At 63.5% G+C, this 14306-nt stretch carries 14 protein-coding genes; 9 read left to right on the forward strand and 5 right to left on the reverse strand.

Going from position 1 to position 14306, the window contains the following annotated elements:
- The first annotated feature begins 4 nt into the window (after nucleotides 1–4).
- From ACSSVG_RS22550 to ACSSVG_RS22565, 4 genes are read left to right on the forward strand one after another with little or no spacing between them, the layout of a single operon-like run.
- Nucleotides 5–217 carry an MbtH family protein gene (locus ACSSVG_RS22550; RefSeq protein ID WP_231340665.1) on the forward strand — a complete coding sequence of 71 codons (213 nt, stop codon included), beginning with the start codon at nucleotides 5–7 and terminating at the stop codon, nucleotides 215–217.
- Nucleotides 214–1188 (forward strand): ATP-binding cassette domain-containing protein, encoded by a 975-nt coding sequence (locus tag ACSSVG_RS22555; protein WP_231340666.1) that lies wholly within the window; start codon nucleotides 214–216, stop codon nucleotides 1186–1188. The genes ACSSVG_RS22550 and ACSSVG_RS22555 overlap by 4 nt, the downstream gene beginning before the upstream one ends.
- Nucleotides 1185–1985, forward strand: a complete 801-nt coding sequence (locus ACSSVG_RS22560) for an ABC transporter permease (RefSeq protein ID WP_492416436.1) — start codon at nucleotides 1185–1187, stop codon at nucleotides 1983–1985. The genes ACSSVG_RS22555 and ACSSVG_RS22560 overlap by 4 nt, the downstream gene beginning before the upstream one ends.
- Entirely contained in the window at nucleotides 1982–2749 is a 768-nt protein-coding gene (locus ACSSVG_RS22565; protein ID WP_492416438.1) for a 4'-phosphopantetheinyl transferase family protein, read from the forward strand. The genes ACSSVG_RS22560 and ACSSVG_RS22565 overlap by 4 nt, the downstream gene beginning before the upstream one ends.
- Nucleotides 2750–2789: 40 nt before the next feature.
- Here ACSSVG_RS22565 and ACSSVG_RS22570 read toward each other — a convergent pair whose 3' ends face one another.
- The gene (locus ACSSVG_RS22570) at nucleotides 2790–3032 is read right to left on the reverse strand and encodes a carboxymuconolactone decarboxylase family protein (protein ID WP_308102720.1); all 243 of its coding nucleotides are present in this window, start codon (nucleotides 3030–3032) and stop codon (nucleotides 2790–2792) included.
- A 380-nt stretch (nucleotides 3033–3412) separates the two neighbouring features.
- On the opposite strand from ACSSVG_RS22570, the gene ACSSVG_RS22575 reads away from it, so the two are divergent.
- The 5 genes from ACSSVG_RS22575 to ACSSVG_RS22595 all read left to right on the forward strand — a co-directional run bounded on the left by ACSSVG_RS22575 (nucleotide 3413) and on the right by ACSSVG_RS22595 (nucleotide 8564).
- Nucleotides 3413–4753 carry an MFS transporter gene (locus tag ACSSVG_RS22575; protein ID WP_231340670.1) on the forward strand — a complete coding sequence of 447 codons (1341 nt, stop codon included), beginning with the start codon at nucleotides 3413–3415 and terminating at the stop codon, nucleotides 4751–4753.
- 108 nt (nucleotides 4754–4861) lie between these two features.
- Nucleotides 4862–5545 carry a GntR family transcriptional regulator gene (locus ACSSVG_RS22580; protein WP_231340671.1) on the forward strand — a complete coding sequence of 228 codons (684 nt, stop codon included), beginning with the start codon at nucleotides 4862–4864 and terminating at the stop codon, nucleotides 5543–5545.
- Nucleotides 5542–6357: an aspartate/glutamate racemase family protein gene (locus tag ACSSVG_RS22585; RefSeq protein ID WP_492416441.1), complete on the forward strand. Its 816-nt coding sequence runs from the start codon at nucleotides 5542–5544 to the stop codon at nucleotides 6355–6357. Before ACSSVG_RS22580 ends, ACSSVG_RS22585 begins: the two co-directional genes overlap by 4 nt.
- A 27-nt stretch (nucleotides 6358–6384) precedes the next feature.
- Complete coding sequence (locus tag ACSSVG_RS22590) at nucleotides 6385–7824, forward strand: amidohydrolase family protein (RefSeq protein ID WP_492416443.1); 1440 nt, start codon at nucleotides 6385–6387, stop codon at nucleotides 7822–7824.
- 8 nt (nucleotides 7825–7832) lie between these two features.
- A complete protein-coding gene (locus ACSSVG_RS22595) occupies nucleotides 7833–8564 on the forward strand; it encodes a maleate cis-trans isomerase family protein (protein WP_492416444.1) in 732 nt (243 codons plus the stop codon).
- A 109-nt stretch (nucleotides 8565–8673) separates the two neighbouring features.
- Here the strand turns inward: ACSSVG_RS22595 and ACSSVG_RS22600 are convergent, their stop codons facing one another.
- Genes ACSSVG_RS22600 through phnC form a run of 4 tightly spaced genes read right to left on the reverse strand, consistent with a single transcriptional unit; the run spans nucleotide 8674 to nucleotide 14304 of the window.
- Nucleotides 8674–10755: an alkaline phosphatase D family protein gene (locus ACSSVG_RS22600; RefSeq protein ID WP_492416445.1), complete on the reverse strand. Its 2082-nt coding sequence runs from the start codon at nucleotides 10753–10755 to the stop codon at nucleotides 8674–8676.
- Nucleotides 10752–11843 (reverse strand): zinc-binding dehydrogenase, encoded by a 1092-nt coding sequence (locus tag ACSSVG_RS22605; protein WP_492416446.1) that lies wholly within the window; start codon nucleotides 11841–11843, stop codon nucleotides 10752–10754. The genes ACSSVG_RS22600 and ACSSVG_RS22605 overlap by 4 nt, the downstream gene beginning before the upstream one ends.
- Nucleotides 11819–13492, reverse strand: coding sequence for a phosphonate ABC transporter, permease protein PhnE (gene phnE / locus ACSSVG_RS22610; protein WP_492416448.1), 1674 nt, complete (start codon nucleotides 13490–13492; stop codon nucleotides 11819–11821). Before phnE ends, ACSSVG_RS22605 begins: the two co-directional genes overlap by 25 nt.
- Nucleotides 13489–14304, reverse strand: coding sequence for a phosphonate ABC transporter ATP-binding protein (phnC, locus tag ACSSVG_RS22615; RefSeq protein WP_231340693.1), 816 nt, complete (start codon nucleotides 14302–14304; stop codon nucleotides 13489–13491). Before phnC ends, phnE begins: the two co-directional genes overlap by 4 nt.
- Nucleotides 14305–14306 lie beyond the last annotated feature (2 nt).

Genomic DNA, 14306 nt, shown 5'->3' on the forward strand with positions numbered 1-14306 from the left:
CCTCGTGACGAACCCGTTTGATGACACTTCAGCAACCTTCTCCGTCCTGGTGAACGAATACCAGCAGCACTCACTGTGGCCGTCATTCGCGGCCACTCCCAAGGGGTGGGTTGCCATGTTCGGCCCGGACAGCCGCGAAGCCTGTTTGGATTATGTGTCGCGGACGTGGACAGATATGGCTCCGCGCAAGGTTGCCGAGCTTGCCGCCAGCCAGTGATCCGCCTAGACAATGTGCGCAAGTCCTACGGCGCCTTCAGAGCCCTCGATGGCCTGACGCTCACCGCGGGCGAAGGGACTGTGCTGGGCCTGTTGGGCCCCAACGGCTCCGGCAAGACCACCACAGTCAAGGTGCTCACCACCCTGCTGGCACCGGATTCCGGAGATGCCTGGGTTGCTGGACATTCCGTCCGTCATGAGCCTGAACAGGTACGACGCAACCTGGGACTGTCCGGACAATACGCCGCTGTGGATGAGAAGCTCACGGCCTTTGAGAACCTCCATATGGTGGGGCGCCTCTACGGCATGAACCGCCGGAACGCTACGGCCCGGGCCCACGAATTGCTGGCCGACTTCCGGCTCACGGACGTGGCCGGCAAACGTGCAGGGGCTTTCTCAGGCGGCATGCGGCGTCGCCTTGACCTTGCCGGTGCTGTGGTGGCCAGGCCTAAAGTTGTGGTGCTGGACGAACCCACCACCGGCCTGGACCCGCGGGGGCGGTTGGACACGTGGGACGTGGTGGCCGGCCTGGTGTCCCAAGGCACCACTGTGCTCCTGACCACCCAATACCTGGAAGAGGCGGACAGGCTGGCAGACCACATTGCCGTCATCAACCATGGCAGCGTGATCGCCGAGGGCACCGCCACCCAGCTCAAAGACCGTGCCGGCTCCGAGCGTGTGGACATCACTGTGCGTGATGGGGCAGACCTGCCAGTGGTCTCCGCGGTATTGGCGGAGGCCACCGGTGGCCTCGCCGCGCCGGAGGTGGATCCTGCCGCGCTGAGCGTCTCTGTAGCAGCGCCCGGTGGCCACGGGGTACTGGTGAGAGTCCTGGCCGAACTGGATGCCCGTTCCTTGGCCGTTGCCGAAGCGTCCTTGCGTCGTCCGACCTTGGACGACGTCTTCCTCCAGCTCACCGGTGGCAGCCAGCAGCCCGACAACGACGCCAGCAAGGAAGGAGTACCCGCATGAGCGTGATCACTGCCGCTGTCCGGGACAGTTCCGTCATTGCCCACCGCAACCTGCTCAACGTTCTGCGAACCCCTGGGGCGCTGGTCACAGGAATCGTGCAGCCCGTCATGTTTGTCCTGCTTCTGGGTTTCGTCTTCGGCGGTTCCCTGGGCGGGGACCAGTACCGCAGCTTCCTCATCGGCGGCATTCTGGCCCAGACCTTGACGTTCAATGCATCTTTTACCGCTGTGTATTTGGCGAAAGATCTTCAGCTGGGGCTGATTGACCGTTTTCGGTCACTCCCCATGTCCCGAGTGGCGGTAATTTTGGGCCGCACCACCTCGGACCTGTACACGAGCATCGTTTCCATCGCGGTGACTTTGCTCTGCGGGGTCGCGGTCGGCTGGCGGATGAATACCGGGGCAGTGGAATTACTGGCGGCTTTGGGCGTCCTGCTGCTGTTCGCGTTTGCAGTGTCTTGGATCGGAGCGCTGATAGCCCTCACGGCGCGCAGCGTCGAAGTGGCCCAAAGTCTTGGTCTTGTGTGGCTTTTCCCCGTCACCTTCGTGTCCGGCGCTTTCGTTTCGACGGCGTCCCTGCCAGGTCCGTTGAGGGCCCTCGCCGAGTGGAATCCCGTGACGTCTGTGGCCACAGCCGTGCGTGAGCTCTTCGGAAATGCCGCCCCTTCCGGTTTCATTGCTCCCGGCGGATGGCCGGCCGAGAACGCACTGTTGTACGCCGTCGCGTGCAGCCTTGCCATCATCGCCGTGTTCGCTCCACTGGCGATCGCAAAGTACCGCCGCATCAGTAAGTTGTGAGCGCCCAAGCCCTGCCGCCCGGCGTCGGCTACTTGATTCTGCCGTCCGTCGGCGTCGAGGCGGCGTGTTCCGGCGTCGGCGGCCTGGACCGTTTTCTGTCTCCGGAAGAAAAGCTCACACGACGACGGTTCCGCACCACGGCGGACAGCCGTGACTATGCAGCCTCGCATGTTCTGCTCCGCCTGCTTGCGGCGCACCAGTTGAGGCTGGACCCTCTTGCTGCCCCGGCATTGGATATCACGCGTCAGTGCCCGGGATGCGATAGCACGGGGCATGGGCGGACGGTCCTGCCGGGAATGTCACTCAGCCTGTCCCGGAGCCGCGGCCTGGTGATGGCAGCAGTGGGACCGGAGTCAGCCAGCGTCGGTGCCGACGTGGAACGCGTCCCGGCTGAGCTGTTCGACGGCTTTGACGACTACGTTCTTAACCCCCCAGCGGCGGCTTTCATCGGCGAGGCCGACGTACAGTCAAGAATGCGTCAATGGGTTGCCAAAGAAGCTGTGCTGAAAGCCGCAGGAATTGGGCTCATGGTTCAGCCAGCCTCAGTGTCATTGATTTCAGGCAATGATCCGGCCGGGCGTCTTCTTCGGGCCTATTGCCCGGATCAACCGATGGTGCACGGACTCGACGTTTACCCCGTCCCGGCAGGCTCCGGACACCTGGCTGCCGTCGCGGCCAGGGCTTACGGCCCGCCACTACAGCAGGATGCCGCTGAGGTGCTTCCTGCAAGCCCGGACGGCTGGCGCTCCAGGCATTACCTCTAGTTCTCCTCGGTGAACACTTATTTGGCGACGGCCATTGCGCTCATGCCGTGGGCCATCCGGTGTAGAAGGAGAGGTGGAGGATCGCTTCTTTCAGTTCTTCCTCCGTGACGCCGTTCTGACGTGCGTAATCGAAGTGGAACGTGCGTTGATCGGCCTTCCCCGTTGCCGTTAGCGCGGCGACGGTGCTCCACCCAGGACTTGTCGGTCGAGTTCCTTGATCGTCTCGGGAACTGGGCGTGCTTGCGGTAGGCCGAAACCCAAGCGGCCAGGGCATGCTCGGCATCGTCCCCAGCGGAGTAGTACGTCATGCTCCCGCACCAGGTACGGCGCCAATTCCACGCAAGACCATGTCCCTGGTTCCGTGCCCACCAGTCTCCACCCGAATAAGGCATAGCGGACCCTGTTCGGTCACAATTGGTCCCCAAGGCTTGTATACCAAAACCCTTGACAGTGCTTCGGGTCACATCTATCTTTGATTTTGGGATCCCAAAACGGGATCCCAAAGGACTCCACTACCGGCTGCGGCCCCTCCCCACCGAAAGGCTGGGACCGCCAGTTGCCGCCGGACGGGTCCAGCTGCGGCGGCATCCCGCCCGGCTCACCCCCCCCAAAATGACATCACGTAGACATCCCATCCCGCCGACTCCTACTGAAGGAGAAGCTGTGTCTCTCCAAAACACCGACCTGGAAGTCCAGGAAAACGAACCAACACCTGGCGAGAACGGCGTGCAGCGCCGCACGAACGTTCGCTGGAAACTCTTCATCCTGCTTCTGGTCCTCGTCGCAGTCAATTACATCGACCGCGGCTCCATTTCCGTCGCCCTGCCCATCATCCAGAAGGAATTCAACCTGCCACCGGAGCTCGTCGGGCTCCTCTTGTCGGCCTTCTTCTGGACCTACGCCCTCATGCAAATCCCCGTCGGCTGGCTGATCGACAAGTTCGGCCCCCGCAAGATGGTCACCGCCTCCTGCATCGGCTGGGGCGCGGCGACTGCTGCCTCCGGTTTCGCCGGAGGGTTCGTGAGCATGTTCATCGCCCGACTTGGTATTGGCGTCACCGAAGCCGGCGTCATGCCTGCCGGTGGCAAACTGAACGCCATCTGGATGCACAAGAAGGAACGCGGCCGCGGAGCCACCATCCTCGACGCCGGAGCTCCCCTCGGCGCAGGCCTGGGAGGCATCCTCATCACGTGGCTGATTGCCTCCACCGGCAGCTGGCGCATGTCCTTCATCATCGCCGGTGCCGCAACCATCCTCATGGGTCTGGCAGTCTGGTGGTACATCCGCGACAACCCCCGCCAGCACAAGGGCGTCAACGAGGCAGAAGCCGCGTACATCGAAGCTTCACACGCCGAGGACGACGCCGAGGCCGCCAAGGAAGGCGCCCAAGGCAAGCGGGCACTCCTCCCCTACCTGAAGTTCCGTTCCTTCTGGGCCATGTGCTTTGGCTGGCTCGGCTTCAACGGCGTCTTCTATGGCCTGCTGACCTGGGGGCCGCTCTACCTGGCCCAAGCCAAGGGCTTCGACCTGAAGACCATAGGCTGGTCCACATTCGTCATCTTCGGTGCGGGCTTCGTCGGCGAAATACTCGGCGGCATCATCGCCGATAAGTGGCGCGCCTCCGGCGCCTCCGCAAACCGCGTCATGCGCACCCTGCTGGGGATCTCCAGCGTCGTAGTGGTGGGCGGCCTCGTAGGCGTCACCGTAGTCGCAGACCCGATCACCGCCGTCGTGCTTCTCTCGGTAGTCCTGTTCTTCCTGCGCTGGGTAGGCCTTTTCTGGTCCATCCCGTCCATCCTGGGTGGGCGCACCAACGCCGGCGTCCTGGGTGGTGCCATGAACTTCAGCGGCAACATTGCCGGATTCGTCACCCCGATTGTGGTAGGCCTGATTGTCGGGGCCACCGGCTCCTACACCTGGGCCCTGCTGTACTTTGTTGGATCCGCGGTCGTCATGGGCATCTCAGTCCTGGCCCTGGATTACAACAAGCGACTTCCGGTCTAACTCGCATCGACCGGGCCGGCCGGCCGGACGGTCCTGAACCGCCGGATGGCCGGACGCCCGCCGGGTCGCCGGGCGCACTGCCTCACACATCACGAAATGGAGCTCCACATGCTGACAGCAGAAGACACGAACAACACTGACCGCCCCCTCCGGGAGTCCGTGCGTGACGCGCTCCGTTCCAGGATTTTCGAGGGGCACTACGCGCCCGGCACCCGGCTGGTGGAACGCGATCTCGCTGCCGAATTCAACGTCTCCCGCCTGCCCATCCGCGAAGCCTTGCGAATGCTGCGGCAGGAAGGCCTCATCAGGGACCGCGCGGGCCGCGGCTCCGAAGTCAGTGGCCTAAGCCCCAAGGACGTGGAGGACCTCTTTGACGTCCGCCAGTCCTTGGAAGTCCTCGCCTGCCGATTGGCAGCAAAAAGGGCAACGCCCGAGAACCTCAAGCATCTGGCCGGACTGTTGGACGAGGCTGATCGCTGCCTCTCCAAAGGCTCCATCCTCGAAGCCCACCGCGCCAACAGCGAATTCCACGATGCCATCACCAACATCGCCAACAATGACTTTCTCCGCTCCGCACTGGAACCCCTGCAGGGGCGCATGCACTGGCTGTTCCGCCACGTCAGCGACCTCCCGGAACTCATCCAGGAACACCGCGACCTCTACGCCGCCATCGCCAGTGGCGACCCGGACCGTGCCGCCGCCCAATCGGCGTCGCACATCGGCAAATACCGCGAGCAATTCCCGCAGGACTCCAGCGTCAACGAGCCCAAGCTGCAACGGAAGAAACCATGAAACTCCTGGTCATCAATCCCAACATCAGTGACGACGTCACCGCCCTGATCGAGGCCGAAGCCCTGCGATCGGCAGGACCGGATACGGAACTCATCGTGCGCACCGCCGGACACGGCGTCGAATACATCGAGACCCGATTCGAGGCACTCATTGCCGCAGGCGCGGTAGCCGAGCTGATCGCCGACTACGCGCACGACGCCGGCACTGGCCGCGGCCGCGAGGGCAGCGGTCCCGCCGTGGACGGCGTGGTCGTGGCCGCTTTCGGCGATCCAGGCATGCCTGCGCTCAAGGAACTGGTGGACGTGCCCGTCATCGGCATCACCGAGGCTGCCCTCTGCGCGGCGGCCCTTCAGGGCCACCGGTTCTCGATCATCGCCATTTCGGACCGCATCCAGGCCTGGTACCTGGACTGCGTGGAACGATTCGGCTTCGGCGGGCGGCTCGCTTCCATCCGATCCATCAACCAAAGCCTGAACTCGATCGGCTCCGTGCAGGCCGACTTCAAGGAAACCCTGCTGGAACTCAGCCTTCAGGCCGTCGAAGAGGACGGTGCCGACGTCGTAATCCTGGCCGGTGCGCCGCTCGCAGGCCTGGCCCGCGAGCTTGAGGGACAGATCCCTGTCCCCGTGGTGGATGGCATCTCAGCCGGAATCCGCATGACCGAGGCAGTGGTCGCCTTGAAGTCCGGCACCCATCGCGGCGGCTCGTTCGCCGCGCCGCCGGTCAAGCGCCGCACAGGTCTCTCCGAAAGCCTCGACGCCGCTTTGGCCACCGCGCAGTCGGCTCACCATTCCCCGTCCCCCAGTCTTTAGACCCACCCACGAACCAGGAGGACACCGATGTCCCACCTTCCCGATCTCGTCATCGCCCACGGCACTGTAGTCAACAGCTTCGGTCGTCGAGCCGCCCACGTAGTAGTCGACGGCGGTATCATCACCGAACTCATCGACGCTGCCGAACCCGTTCCGGCAGCTGTCCGAACCATCGAAGCCCATGGCCTGTTGGTGATTCCCGGCGGCATTGACGGCCATTGCCACGTCGCCCAGGTGACAGGACGTTTCCGTACCCTTGATGACTACTGCACCACGTCCACGGCGGCTCTCTGGGGCGGAACCACCACCATCATCGATTTCGGCATTCCCCGCGACGCCCAGGAAACACCGCTGGATGCCGTGCTGAATAAGAAACGCCTCGCCGCAGAGTCGCGCTGCGATGTTGCCCTGCATGGCGCTGTCGTCAGCTGGGACGAGACCGTGCCGTGGCAGCTGGAACAGCTCGCCGCCGAAGGGGTACGGTCCGTGAAGATGTACACCACCAACCGTGGCTCCACTATGGCCGACGGCGATACCGTCCTGAAAGTCATGCGGGAAATGGTGCGCCTTGACGGGCTCACCTACATCCACGCTGAGCACGACGCCATTATTTCCGACTGCACCGAACAACATGCCGCGGATGGCAGGATCGGCATCGAACACCTGCACCGGACCCGTCCGCAGCTGGCTGAGGAAGTCTCCGTCAAGGAGACCCTGGCCATGGCCGAATACACCGGCGCTCCTGTGTACTTCGTGCATCAGTCGACACCCGGCGCCGTGGATCTTGTGACCGAGGCCCGCGGGCGTGGCCAGGAAGCCTACTCCGAAACGTGCCCCCACTACCTGACCCTGGATGACACCGTCTACGGCTCCGCCTTTCCCGAATGGTATGCCTGCTGCCCGCCCATGCGCAGCGCCGAAACCGTTACCGCCCTTAAGGACCGCCTCGCAGCAGGGTCCGTCCATACCGTGTCTTCGGATCACTCCTGCTACGACCTCTCCCAGAAACGCGAGCGTACCGACGACGTCCGCTACATGCCGCACGGCCTCCCCGGGGTTGAAACGCGCATGCCAGTAACGTTCACGGCGCTGGTCACCGAATCCGGTGGCTCCGTTGAGGATTTCGTCGAGGTGTTCTCCGCCGGGCCAGCCCGGATCAACGCTGTGCCTCAAAAAGGCGCCATTGTGGAAGGCTTCGACGCCGACCTCGTGATCTTCGATCCCGCCACCCAACAGACGGTCGACGGCGGTGCGCTGCACCAAGGAACCGACTTCTCGCCTTTCGATGGGAAGACGCTCAACGGCTGGCCCGCCGTCGTGGTTTCTGCCGGGCGCGTGGTCCTGGACGAAGACGGTTTCCACGATCCCGGCCCGGTGGGCCGTTTCGTCGCCCGGAACGGGTTCACGGCACACCGCGACGCTCTTGCCGTTCCCGTTTCCCTGTCCGCTGCATCGTTGACTGCCTAGGAGACACCGTGCCTTCCACCAGCCGCCCCACCCGCATTGGCATGATCGTGCCGTCCTCCAACACTTGCCTTGAACCGCAGACCTACAGAATTCTCGGTGACCGCCGTGATGTCACCATTCACTCGACCCGCATCCCCGTCACGCGCATCGCCCTGGACGATTCCTCGGACAAGCAGTTCGACTCCTCCGTCATGCGAGCCGCCGCCGAACTATTGGCGACCGCTGACGTGGATGTCATCGCATGGAATGGCACGTCAGGATCCTGGCTTGGCGCTGCCCACGATCAAGCGATGGTCGGAGAAATCACCGAGGCCACCGGCATCCCTGCCACCACCTCCACGCTCGCGTACCTTCACGCGTTTGAAACCTTCAGGACCGAACGAATCGGCCTGTTCACGCCCTACACGGTGGATGTGAATGAAGCGGTGATCTCCTCCTACGCCCGAGAGGGAATCAAGACCATCGGCCACCGGCACCTGGACCTCAGCAACAACGAATCCTTCGCGCGCGTGACTGATACAGAAATGCTGCCAGGCTCCCTGGAGTTGGCTGCTTCACACCCGGACGCGTTGGTCTTCCTGTGCACCAACCTGTACGGCGCCAACATCACCGCGGAGGTGGAAAACCGCACCGGAGTACCCGTCCTCGATTCCGTGGCGGTCACGTTATGGCACACGTTGAAACTGGCCGGCGCCCCGCTGCTGGACCCGAAGTGGGGCACATTGCTCGCCCGTCCCTAGCGGGCCCGGTCAGCCCTGCATAGGTCGGCACGACGTCGGCACTCACAGTGGGTGCCGACGTCGTGTCCTGTTGCGGTGGTTGCCGGCCAGAGTCAGCCATAACAGCTGGTTAGTGGCGATGCCCGAGCTGCGTGGACGTCGTGGCGACCTCGAAGATCCGCTCGCCGGCACGGTTGATCCACGTTGCTTTCAGGGTTGCGGGCTTCACAGTGGTGTCAGCCTCGATCCGGGCAAAGACGTTCGGCTCAACCGCGCTGTGCACCAGCGCAGGGTGTGGAACGTTGAGGCTCGCGATGGTGCGGTCGTGCAGCGGGCTGACGATCCATTGCCAGAGGTCATATCCGACGCGGGGACCGTAGTTCAAGGCGCGGGATACGTGGATATCGCCGCTGAGAAGGACGACGCCGGGAATCTCTTCGTCCTTGATGAAGTCGAACATCGCCTCGCGTTCGTGCGGGAAGGTACCCCAGTCGTCCGATTCCGCGTTCTGCTTGTCATCCCAGATCATTCCGCTGACTACCAGCTTGAACGTGGCGTCACTGGAACGCAGGGCCTTCTGGAACCACTGCCACTGCGTCGTGCCGAGGCATGTTGGCTGTCCGACGTCGGCCCAGCTTGCCTCGGTCCGGCTGAACCATCGGGGGTCCAGGAGGAACACTTCCACGGGTCCGCGCCGGAAGGACGTGTAGACGCCTTCGCCGGCGTCGCGCCGGGTTTGCTGTTCCCCGGCAGCTGTATGACCGTAGCTGGCGTTGGCACGGTAGTCGACGAATGCCGTACGGGTGTTGACCTTGCCCTTCACATCTCCCAGGCTGGCGTTGAACGCAAAGTCGTGATCGTCCCACGTGCCCCACGTCGGAATGGAGCGGACCAGCCGTGCCAGCTCGGGAACCTGAAGGAACTCGCGGTGGCGCTGGCGGGCGAACTGCAAATCAACGGAGTCGATGTAAGGGGTGTCTCCCATGAAAACGAAGCTGTCGCACCCCTCAGCCAGGATGCGGTCCCAGACGGCGTCCGAGCCGGAGGGGGCACAGGAACCGACGCCCATGACCACCTTGGCCTTGGAGTTGTCCGACGGTGCAGTGGTGAAAGAACCTATCAGTGGGGTGAACTCCGGATCGCCGGTGACGGGAACGATCGTGAACGTGTACCGCGTTCCGGGGTGCAACTTATCCACTTCGAAGATCAGGCTGTAATCGTTCGCGCTGGTGAGGGTGGCCTGCACCCGCTCTTCCTTGCCCTTTTGGTTGCGGACCGTGCATTCCCACCGGGGAATGGCGTGGTGGTCCCGGCCGGGGCGAAGCCAGATCCGGGTTGTCCGATCCGTAGTGTGGCCCACCATGGGTCCGGCGGCCGGTTCCTTGGGCTTGGGCGTCGGCACCACGGCCGGGGCGGTCCCTGCCTTTACGGAGGAGACGTATTTGGTCAGCGCGGCAAAGAACGCTTCACTATCTCCCACGGCGGTGGCTGGCTGGATGGCTGTACCTGCAGCGTTGAAGCACTTGTCGATGGTCAGGCTGGTCACCAGGAACCGGCCCTTTCCGTGCGCGCCCTCCAGCAGTGCGGGAGGCTTCGGGTTGCCCCCGGGGGCGCAGGAGAGCAGCACCCGCATGGACTCCCAATCAACCAACGTTTCCCAGCTGACGCGGATCGCTGAAGCGCGGTCAGTCAAGACCCGACCGTCGATGCCCGTCCTCAGCGCCGTGACAAGAGGGTGTTCGGGCGCCATGGCGTAGATGGCGTCATGGTCCGGGTCGGCCCGTGTGGCGCTCAGCGGTGCGGGCAGGTAGGACGCTTTCTGCGAATACTGGTCCGACTGCGCCATGTCCAGCACCACGCCGCCGGCTGCCGCAAAATCACGCAGCGACGAGGATTGCGCAGCCACATAGTCAAGATAGGTGGGCGCGTTGTTGGTGAACGTCCCGAAAGCAATGAGATCGACGCCTTGCGATGTGGCGGGCAGGCCGGGATCGAGGGTGATCACGGTTGCCCCGGCCCGGCGCAGCAGCTCCCCCAGGCCGGTTGCCTTGGTCCAGGGATCGTTGAACTCCAGCACTGCCGCGCGGATCGGCGCACCACCAGCGGCATGCGCCGGGATCGACGCCGGCACGGTCGCGGCGATGGTCAACCCGGCTGAGGCGAGTCCTCCCCCAAGGAAGCCGCGTCGTCCAACTGATTTGTGGGTGGTCATGATGTTCTCCTTATTGTTCCAACGTTGGGGGTTACCGATTTCCTGAGTGATCGCCCGGTGGGCGGTTGCATGACGAACGGGAGTTCTGCGAGGGCGCGGGGTTCTTCCACCAGCGCGTCCCACTGGTAGGTGTCCCGGGTTTCGTTGACGAAATCCATGGCTTCTTGAAGGTGCCTGGGCTCGTAGTTGTGGACGCCGGTAATGGTCAGCAGGGACCGGACCATCTTTTCGGGGTCGAAGGACACAGCCGGGCCCGGCGAGACCGAGCCGGCCAAGACCAAGCGACCTGAGATGTCCAAGGCTCCCAGGGCAGACTCCACGGCTTTGGCTGCGCCGGACACGTCAATTGCGATGTCCACGGCAAGGCCCGTGCGGTCCGCGTTGGGTGCGGCTGCGTCCGTCGCTCCGAACTCCTGGGCCAGCGCGAGCCGTTCCGGATTGATGTCCCGGACATGCACGGCTGATGCTCCCCGGTGCTGGGCGACAGCGCAGGCAACGATTCCCAGCATTCCTGCACCACTGACGAGGACGCGTTTGCCTGCAAGCATGCCGGCGGCTTCCACCACAGCCATCACTGTTGCGGTGGCGCACGCGACGGGCGCGGCCGCCGCATCGCTCACCGTCTCCGGGACCGACACCATGGTGATGCCGCGGCGAAGATGGATGTGGGACGAGTAGCCGCCTGACAAACCCCAAACGCCGTCGAGCGGTTCATGGCCGGTCTTGAGCAGCTCGACGCATTTCGCCGTGACGCCTGCCCGGCATCTGGCGCATTGGCCGCAGGCGACGGTAACGCTCCAGATCACCCTGTCGCCTGGCTGAAGTTGCCTGCCCTTGAAGTCCTGTATCCCGCCGGGGCCAATGCTGGTGATTCTGCCAACGGCCTCGTGCCCAAGAATGCCGGGGTGGGGTCCGGAACGTCGTCCGGAAATCGTGTGGATGTCCGAGCCGCAAATGGTTGCGAGATCAATGGTTGCCATCGCCTCGCCATGAGCCAGTTCGGGCAGGTCCACGCTGAGGTTGCGGAAGTCGCTTCCACCGGTCCATACCTGGGCGGATGCGGTCAGCGGAAGAGTCTGCGTATCCATGCAGAGAGCCTTTCGATCGCGAAGACGATGAAGAAAATGATCAGGATGATGCTGCCGGCGACGTCGAAGTTGAGTGTGCGGACGGATTCCATGAGGAGGAAGCCGATGCCGCCGGCGCCAACGATTCCCAGGACCGTTGATGTGCGTATGTTCACGTCCAGCATGTACAGCCATTGGCCTGTGAGTTGCGGCAGTGTCTGCGGGATCACAGCCGCGAACAGCACGTCCCACCACCCCCCTCCGGCAGCACGGACCGCCTCGAGCGGCCCGCCGGGGATTTCTTCCACTGAATCGGCCACGAGCTTGCCGAGGAATCCGATGGTGCCTACTCCCAGTGCCATGGCGCCGGCCATGGGTCCAAGTCCGATGGCCGCTACGAAAATCACGGCCAGAATGAGCTCGGGGATGGCGCGAACGACCAGGATGATGGCTCTGGCTGAGTGGTACGTGTGGACGGATGGAGAGACATTCCGGGCGGCCAGGATCCCCATGGGGATGGCCGCCGCGGCTCCGACCACTGTCGCCACGAGCCCGATGGCCAGGGTCTCTCCCACCGCTTTCAGCAAGGCATTCTGTAGGCCATCCACCGATGGCGGCATCAGCCGCCCAAACACTGAAACAAGGTCCGTGAACTGCTTGATGGGCGCCAAGGGGTCGATGCCCAGATAGATGACGGAAACCACGACGGCGGCAACTGTCACCGCTGCGCACAAGCCGCGAACCGTGCGCCCCTTGGTCCAAGGTGGCCGAACCGAGGGACCGGGAACGGCCGGCGCTGCCGCTCCATCGGCGGCTGCATCCAGAAGGGTTCGGCGCAATGCGACGGCAAGATACTCCATGGCAGCGATGATGAGCAAAATAACCAGGATGATACCCATGGCGCTCTGGTACATCAGCCCGCGGAGGGCGTCCTGCAGGGCGAAGCCGATGCCTCCTGCTCCCACGAAGCCAAGGACCACGGAGGTCCGGAGATTGATGTCCACCCGGTAGATGAAGGTGCCGATCCACGCCGGCGTGATTTGCGGCAGCACTGCGCTGACCAACTCCGTGAGCCGTCCGGCGCCGGTTGCCCGTACTGCTTCCCTGGGCCCTTCATCGATCTGCTCGATCGCATCTGCGAAGAGCTTGGCCATCATGCCCACCGAGTGCAGGCCGAGTGCCAGGATGCCGGGCAGGACACCGATACCCAACGCCCGCACAAACAGCACAGCGAACACGAGGTCCGGGATCGCCCTGCACATGGTGATGATCATGCGCGCTGCATGGTGTACTGCCGGATGCGGGGTGGTGTTCGAGGCAGCCAGGAAGGCCAGTGGTATGGAAATGATCGTTGCCAGGACTGTTCCCAGCAGTGCCATCATCAGCGTTTCCACCAGAAGCTCCCCAACACGCGGGGGATCATCAAGCTCCGGAGGAAGCATGCGCTCCAGCAGGTTGCCGACGTCCTCGAATCCGCCACCGAGCGCGCCAAGGTCGAAGTCCATCTGACGTGCACTGAGCACTGTCAGGCCGGCGATTGCCGCCAACGCGATCCAGAGAACAAACTTTTCCCTGCTGAACGGTGGCCGGAGTACGTCATTGGTAAATGCTGCCTGCTGGTTGTCCCGCGAACATTCTGGTTCAACGGCTGGTTTCAAGGCGGTCTTCATGCCCTGGTTCCATCCGGGGCCGCCTCCGGCTGGAGTTGCCGGTATACGTTCAGGACATCGTCGCGGGACAGGGCGGCGGTGTTCGAATCGAGGACCTTTTCACCGTCCCGAAGTCCCACGATTCTGTGGGCCCAGTGCATTGCCAGGTCCACCTGATGCAGCGTGCAGAGGACGGTGATCTTGTTCTCAAGGCAGATCTGGAACAGCAGATCCATCACGTTGGCAGCGTTTTCGGGGTCCAGCGATGCTACCGGCTCATCGGCGAGGATCAGTTCGGGTTTTTGCATGAGTGCCCGTGCTATGGCCACACGCTGCTGCTGGCCGCCGGACAGGGAGTCGGCTCTCTGAAACGCGTGCTGTCCCAGCCCCACCCTCGAAAGATGTGTCAGCGCCTCACGCCGCTGGGCGCGGGAATAGCTGAGGATTCCATAGCGTGGTCCCGGTATCCGTCCGGACGCTCCGATCAGCACGTTCTCCAAGCACGTCAATCTGCCTACCAGGTTGAAGTGCTGGAAGATAAAACCGATTTTGGAGCGGAGCTTGCGCATCTCGCGGCTGGTCATGCCATGGACCGGCTGTCCAAGGACGGTGGCCTCGCCGGCGGTGATGGGATTCAGGCCATTCAGGCATCGAAGGAGGGTCGATTTGCCTGAGCCGGATAGACCCAGCAGGACCGTGAGTTCGCCGGGGGCCACCTCTAGGTCGATTCCCTGAAGTGCAGTGACTGGTCCGAAGTCCTTGCGGAGTTTCCGGACGCGGATGGCTGGTTCGGGTTGAGCGTCCGAGCCCGCGGTTGCTGCAGCCTGGGTCATGG

Source organism: Paenarthrobacter sp. E2MeOHC11 (assembly GCF_058744955.1).

Bases quoted from the DNA above. Each gene is read 5' to 3' on its own strand.
- ACSSVG_RS22560 (WP_492416436.1), top strand. From the start codon at position 1,185: ATGAGCGTGATCACTGCCGCTGTCCGGGACAGTTCCGTCATTGCCCAC.
- ACSSVG_RS22570 (WP_308102720.1), bottom strand. From the start codon at position 3,032: ATGCCGAGCATGCCCTGGCCGCTTGGGTTTCGGCCTACCGCAAGCACG.
- ACSSVG_RS22580 (WP_231340671.1), top strand. From the start codon at position 4,862: ATGCTGACAGCAGAAGACACGAACAACACTGACCGCCCCCTCCGGGAG.
- ACSSVG_RS22585 (WP_492416441.1), top strand. From the start codon at position 5,542: ATGAAACTCCTGGTCATCAATCCCAACATCAGTGACGACGTCACCGCC.
- ACSSVG_RS22590 (WP_492416443.1), top strand. From the start codon at position 6,385: ATGTCCCACCTTCCCGATCTCGTCATCGCCCACGGCACTGTAGTCAAC.
- ACSSVG_RS22600 (WP_492416445.1), bottom strand. From the start codon at position 10,755: ATGACCACCCACAAATCAGTTGGACGACGCGGCTTCCTTGGGGGAGGA.
- ACSSVG_RS22605 (WP_492416446.1), bottom strand. From the start codon at position 11,843: ATGGATACGCAGACTCTTCCGCTGACCGCATCCGCCCAGGTATGGACC.
- phnE (WP_492416448.1), bottom strand. From the start codon at position 13,492: ATGAAGACCGCCTTGAAACCAGCCGTTGAACCAGAATGTTCGCGGGAC.
- phnC (WP_231340693.1), bottom strand. From the start codon at position 14,304: ATGACCCAGGCTGCAGCAACCGCGGGCTCGGACGCTCAACCCGAACCA.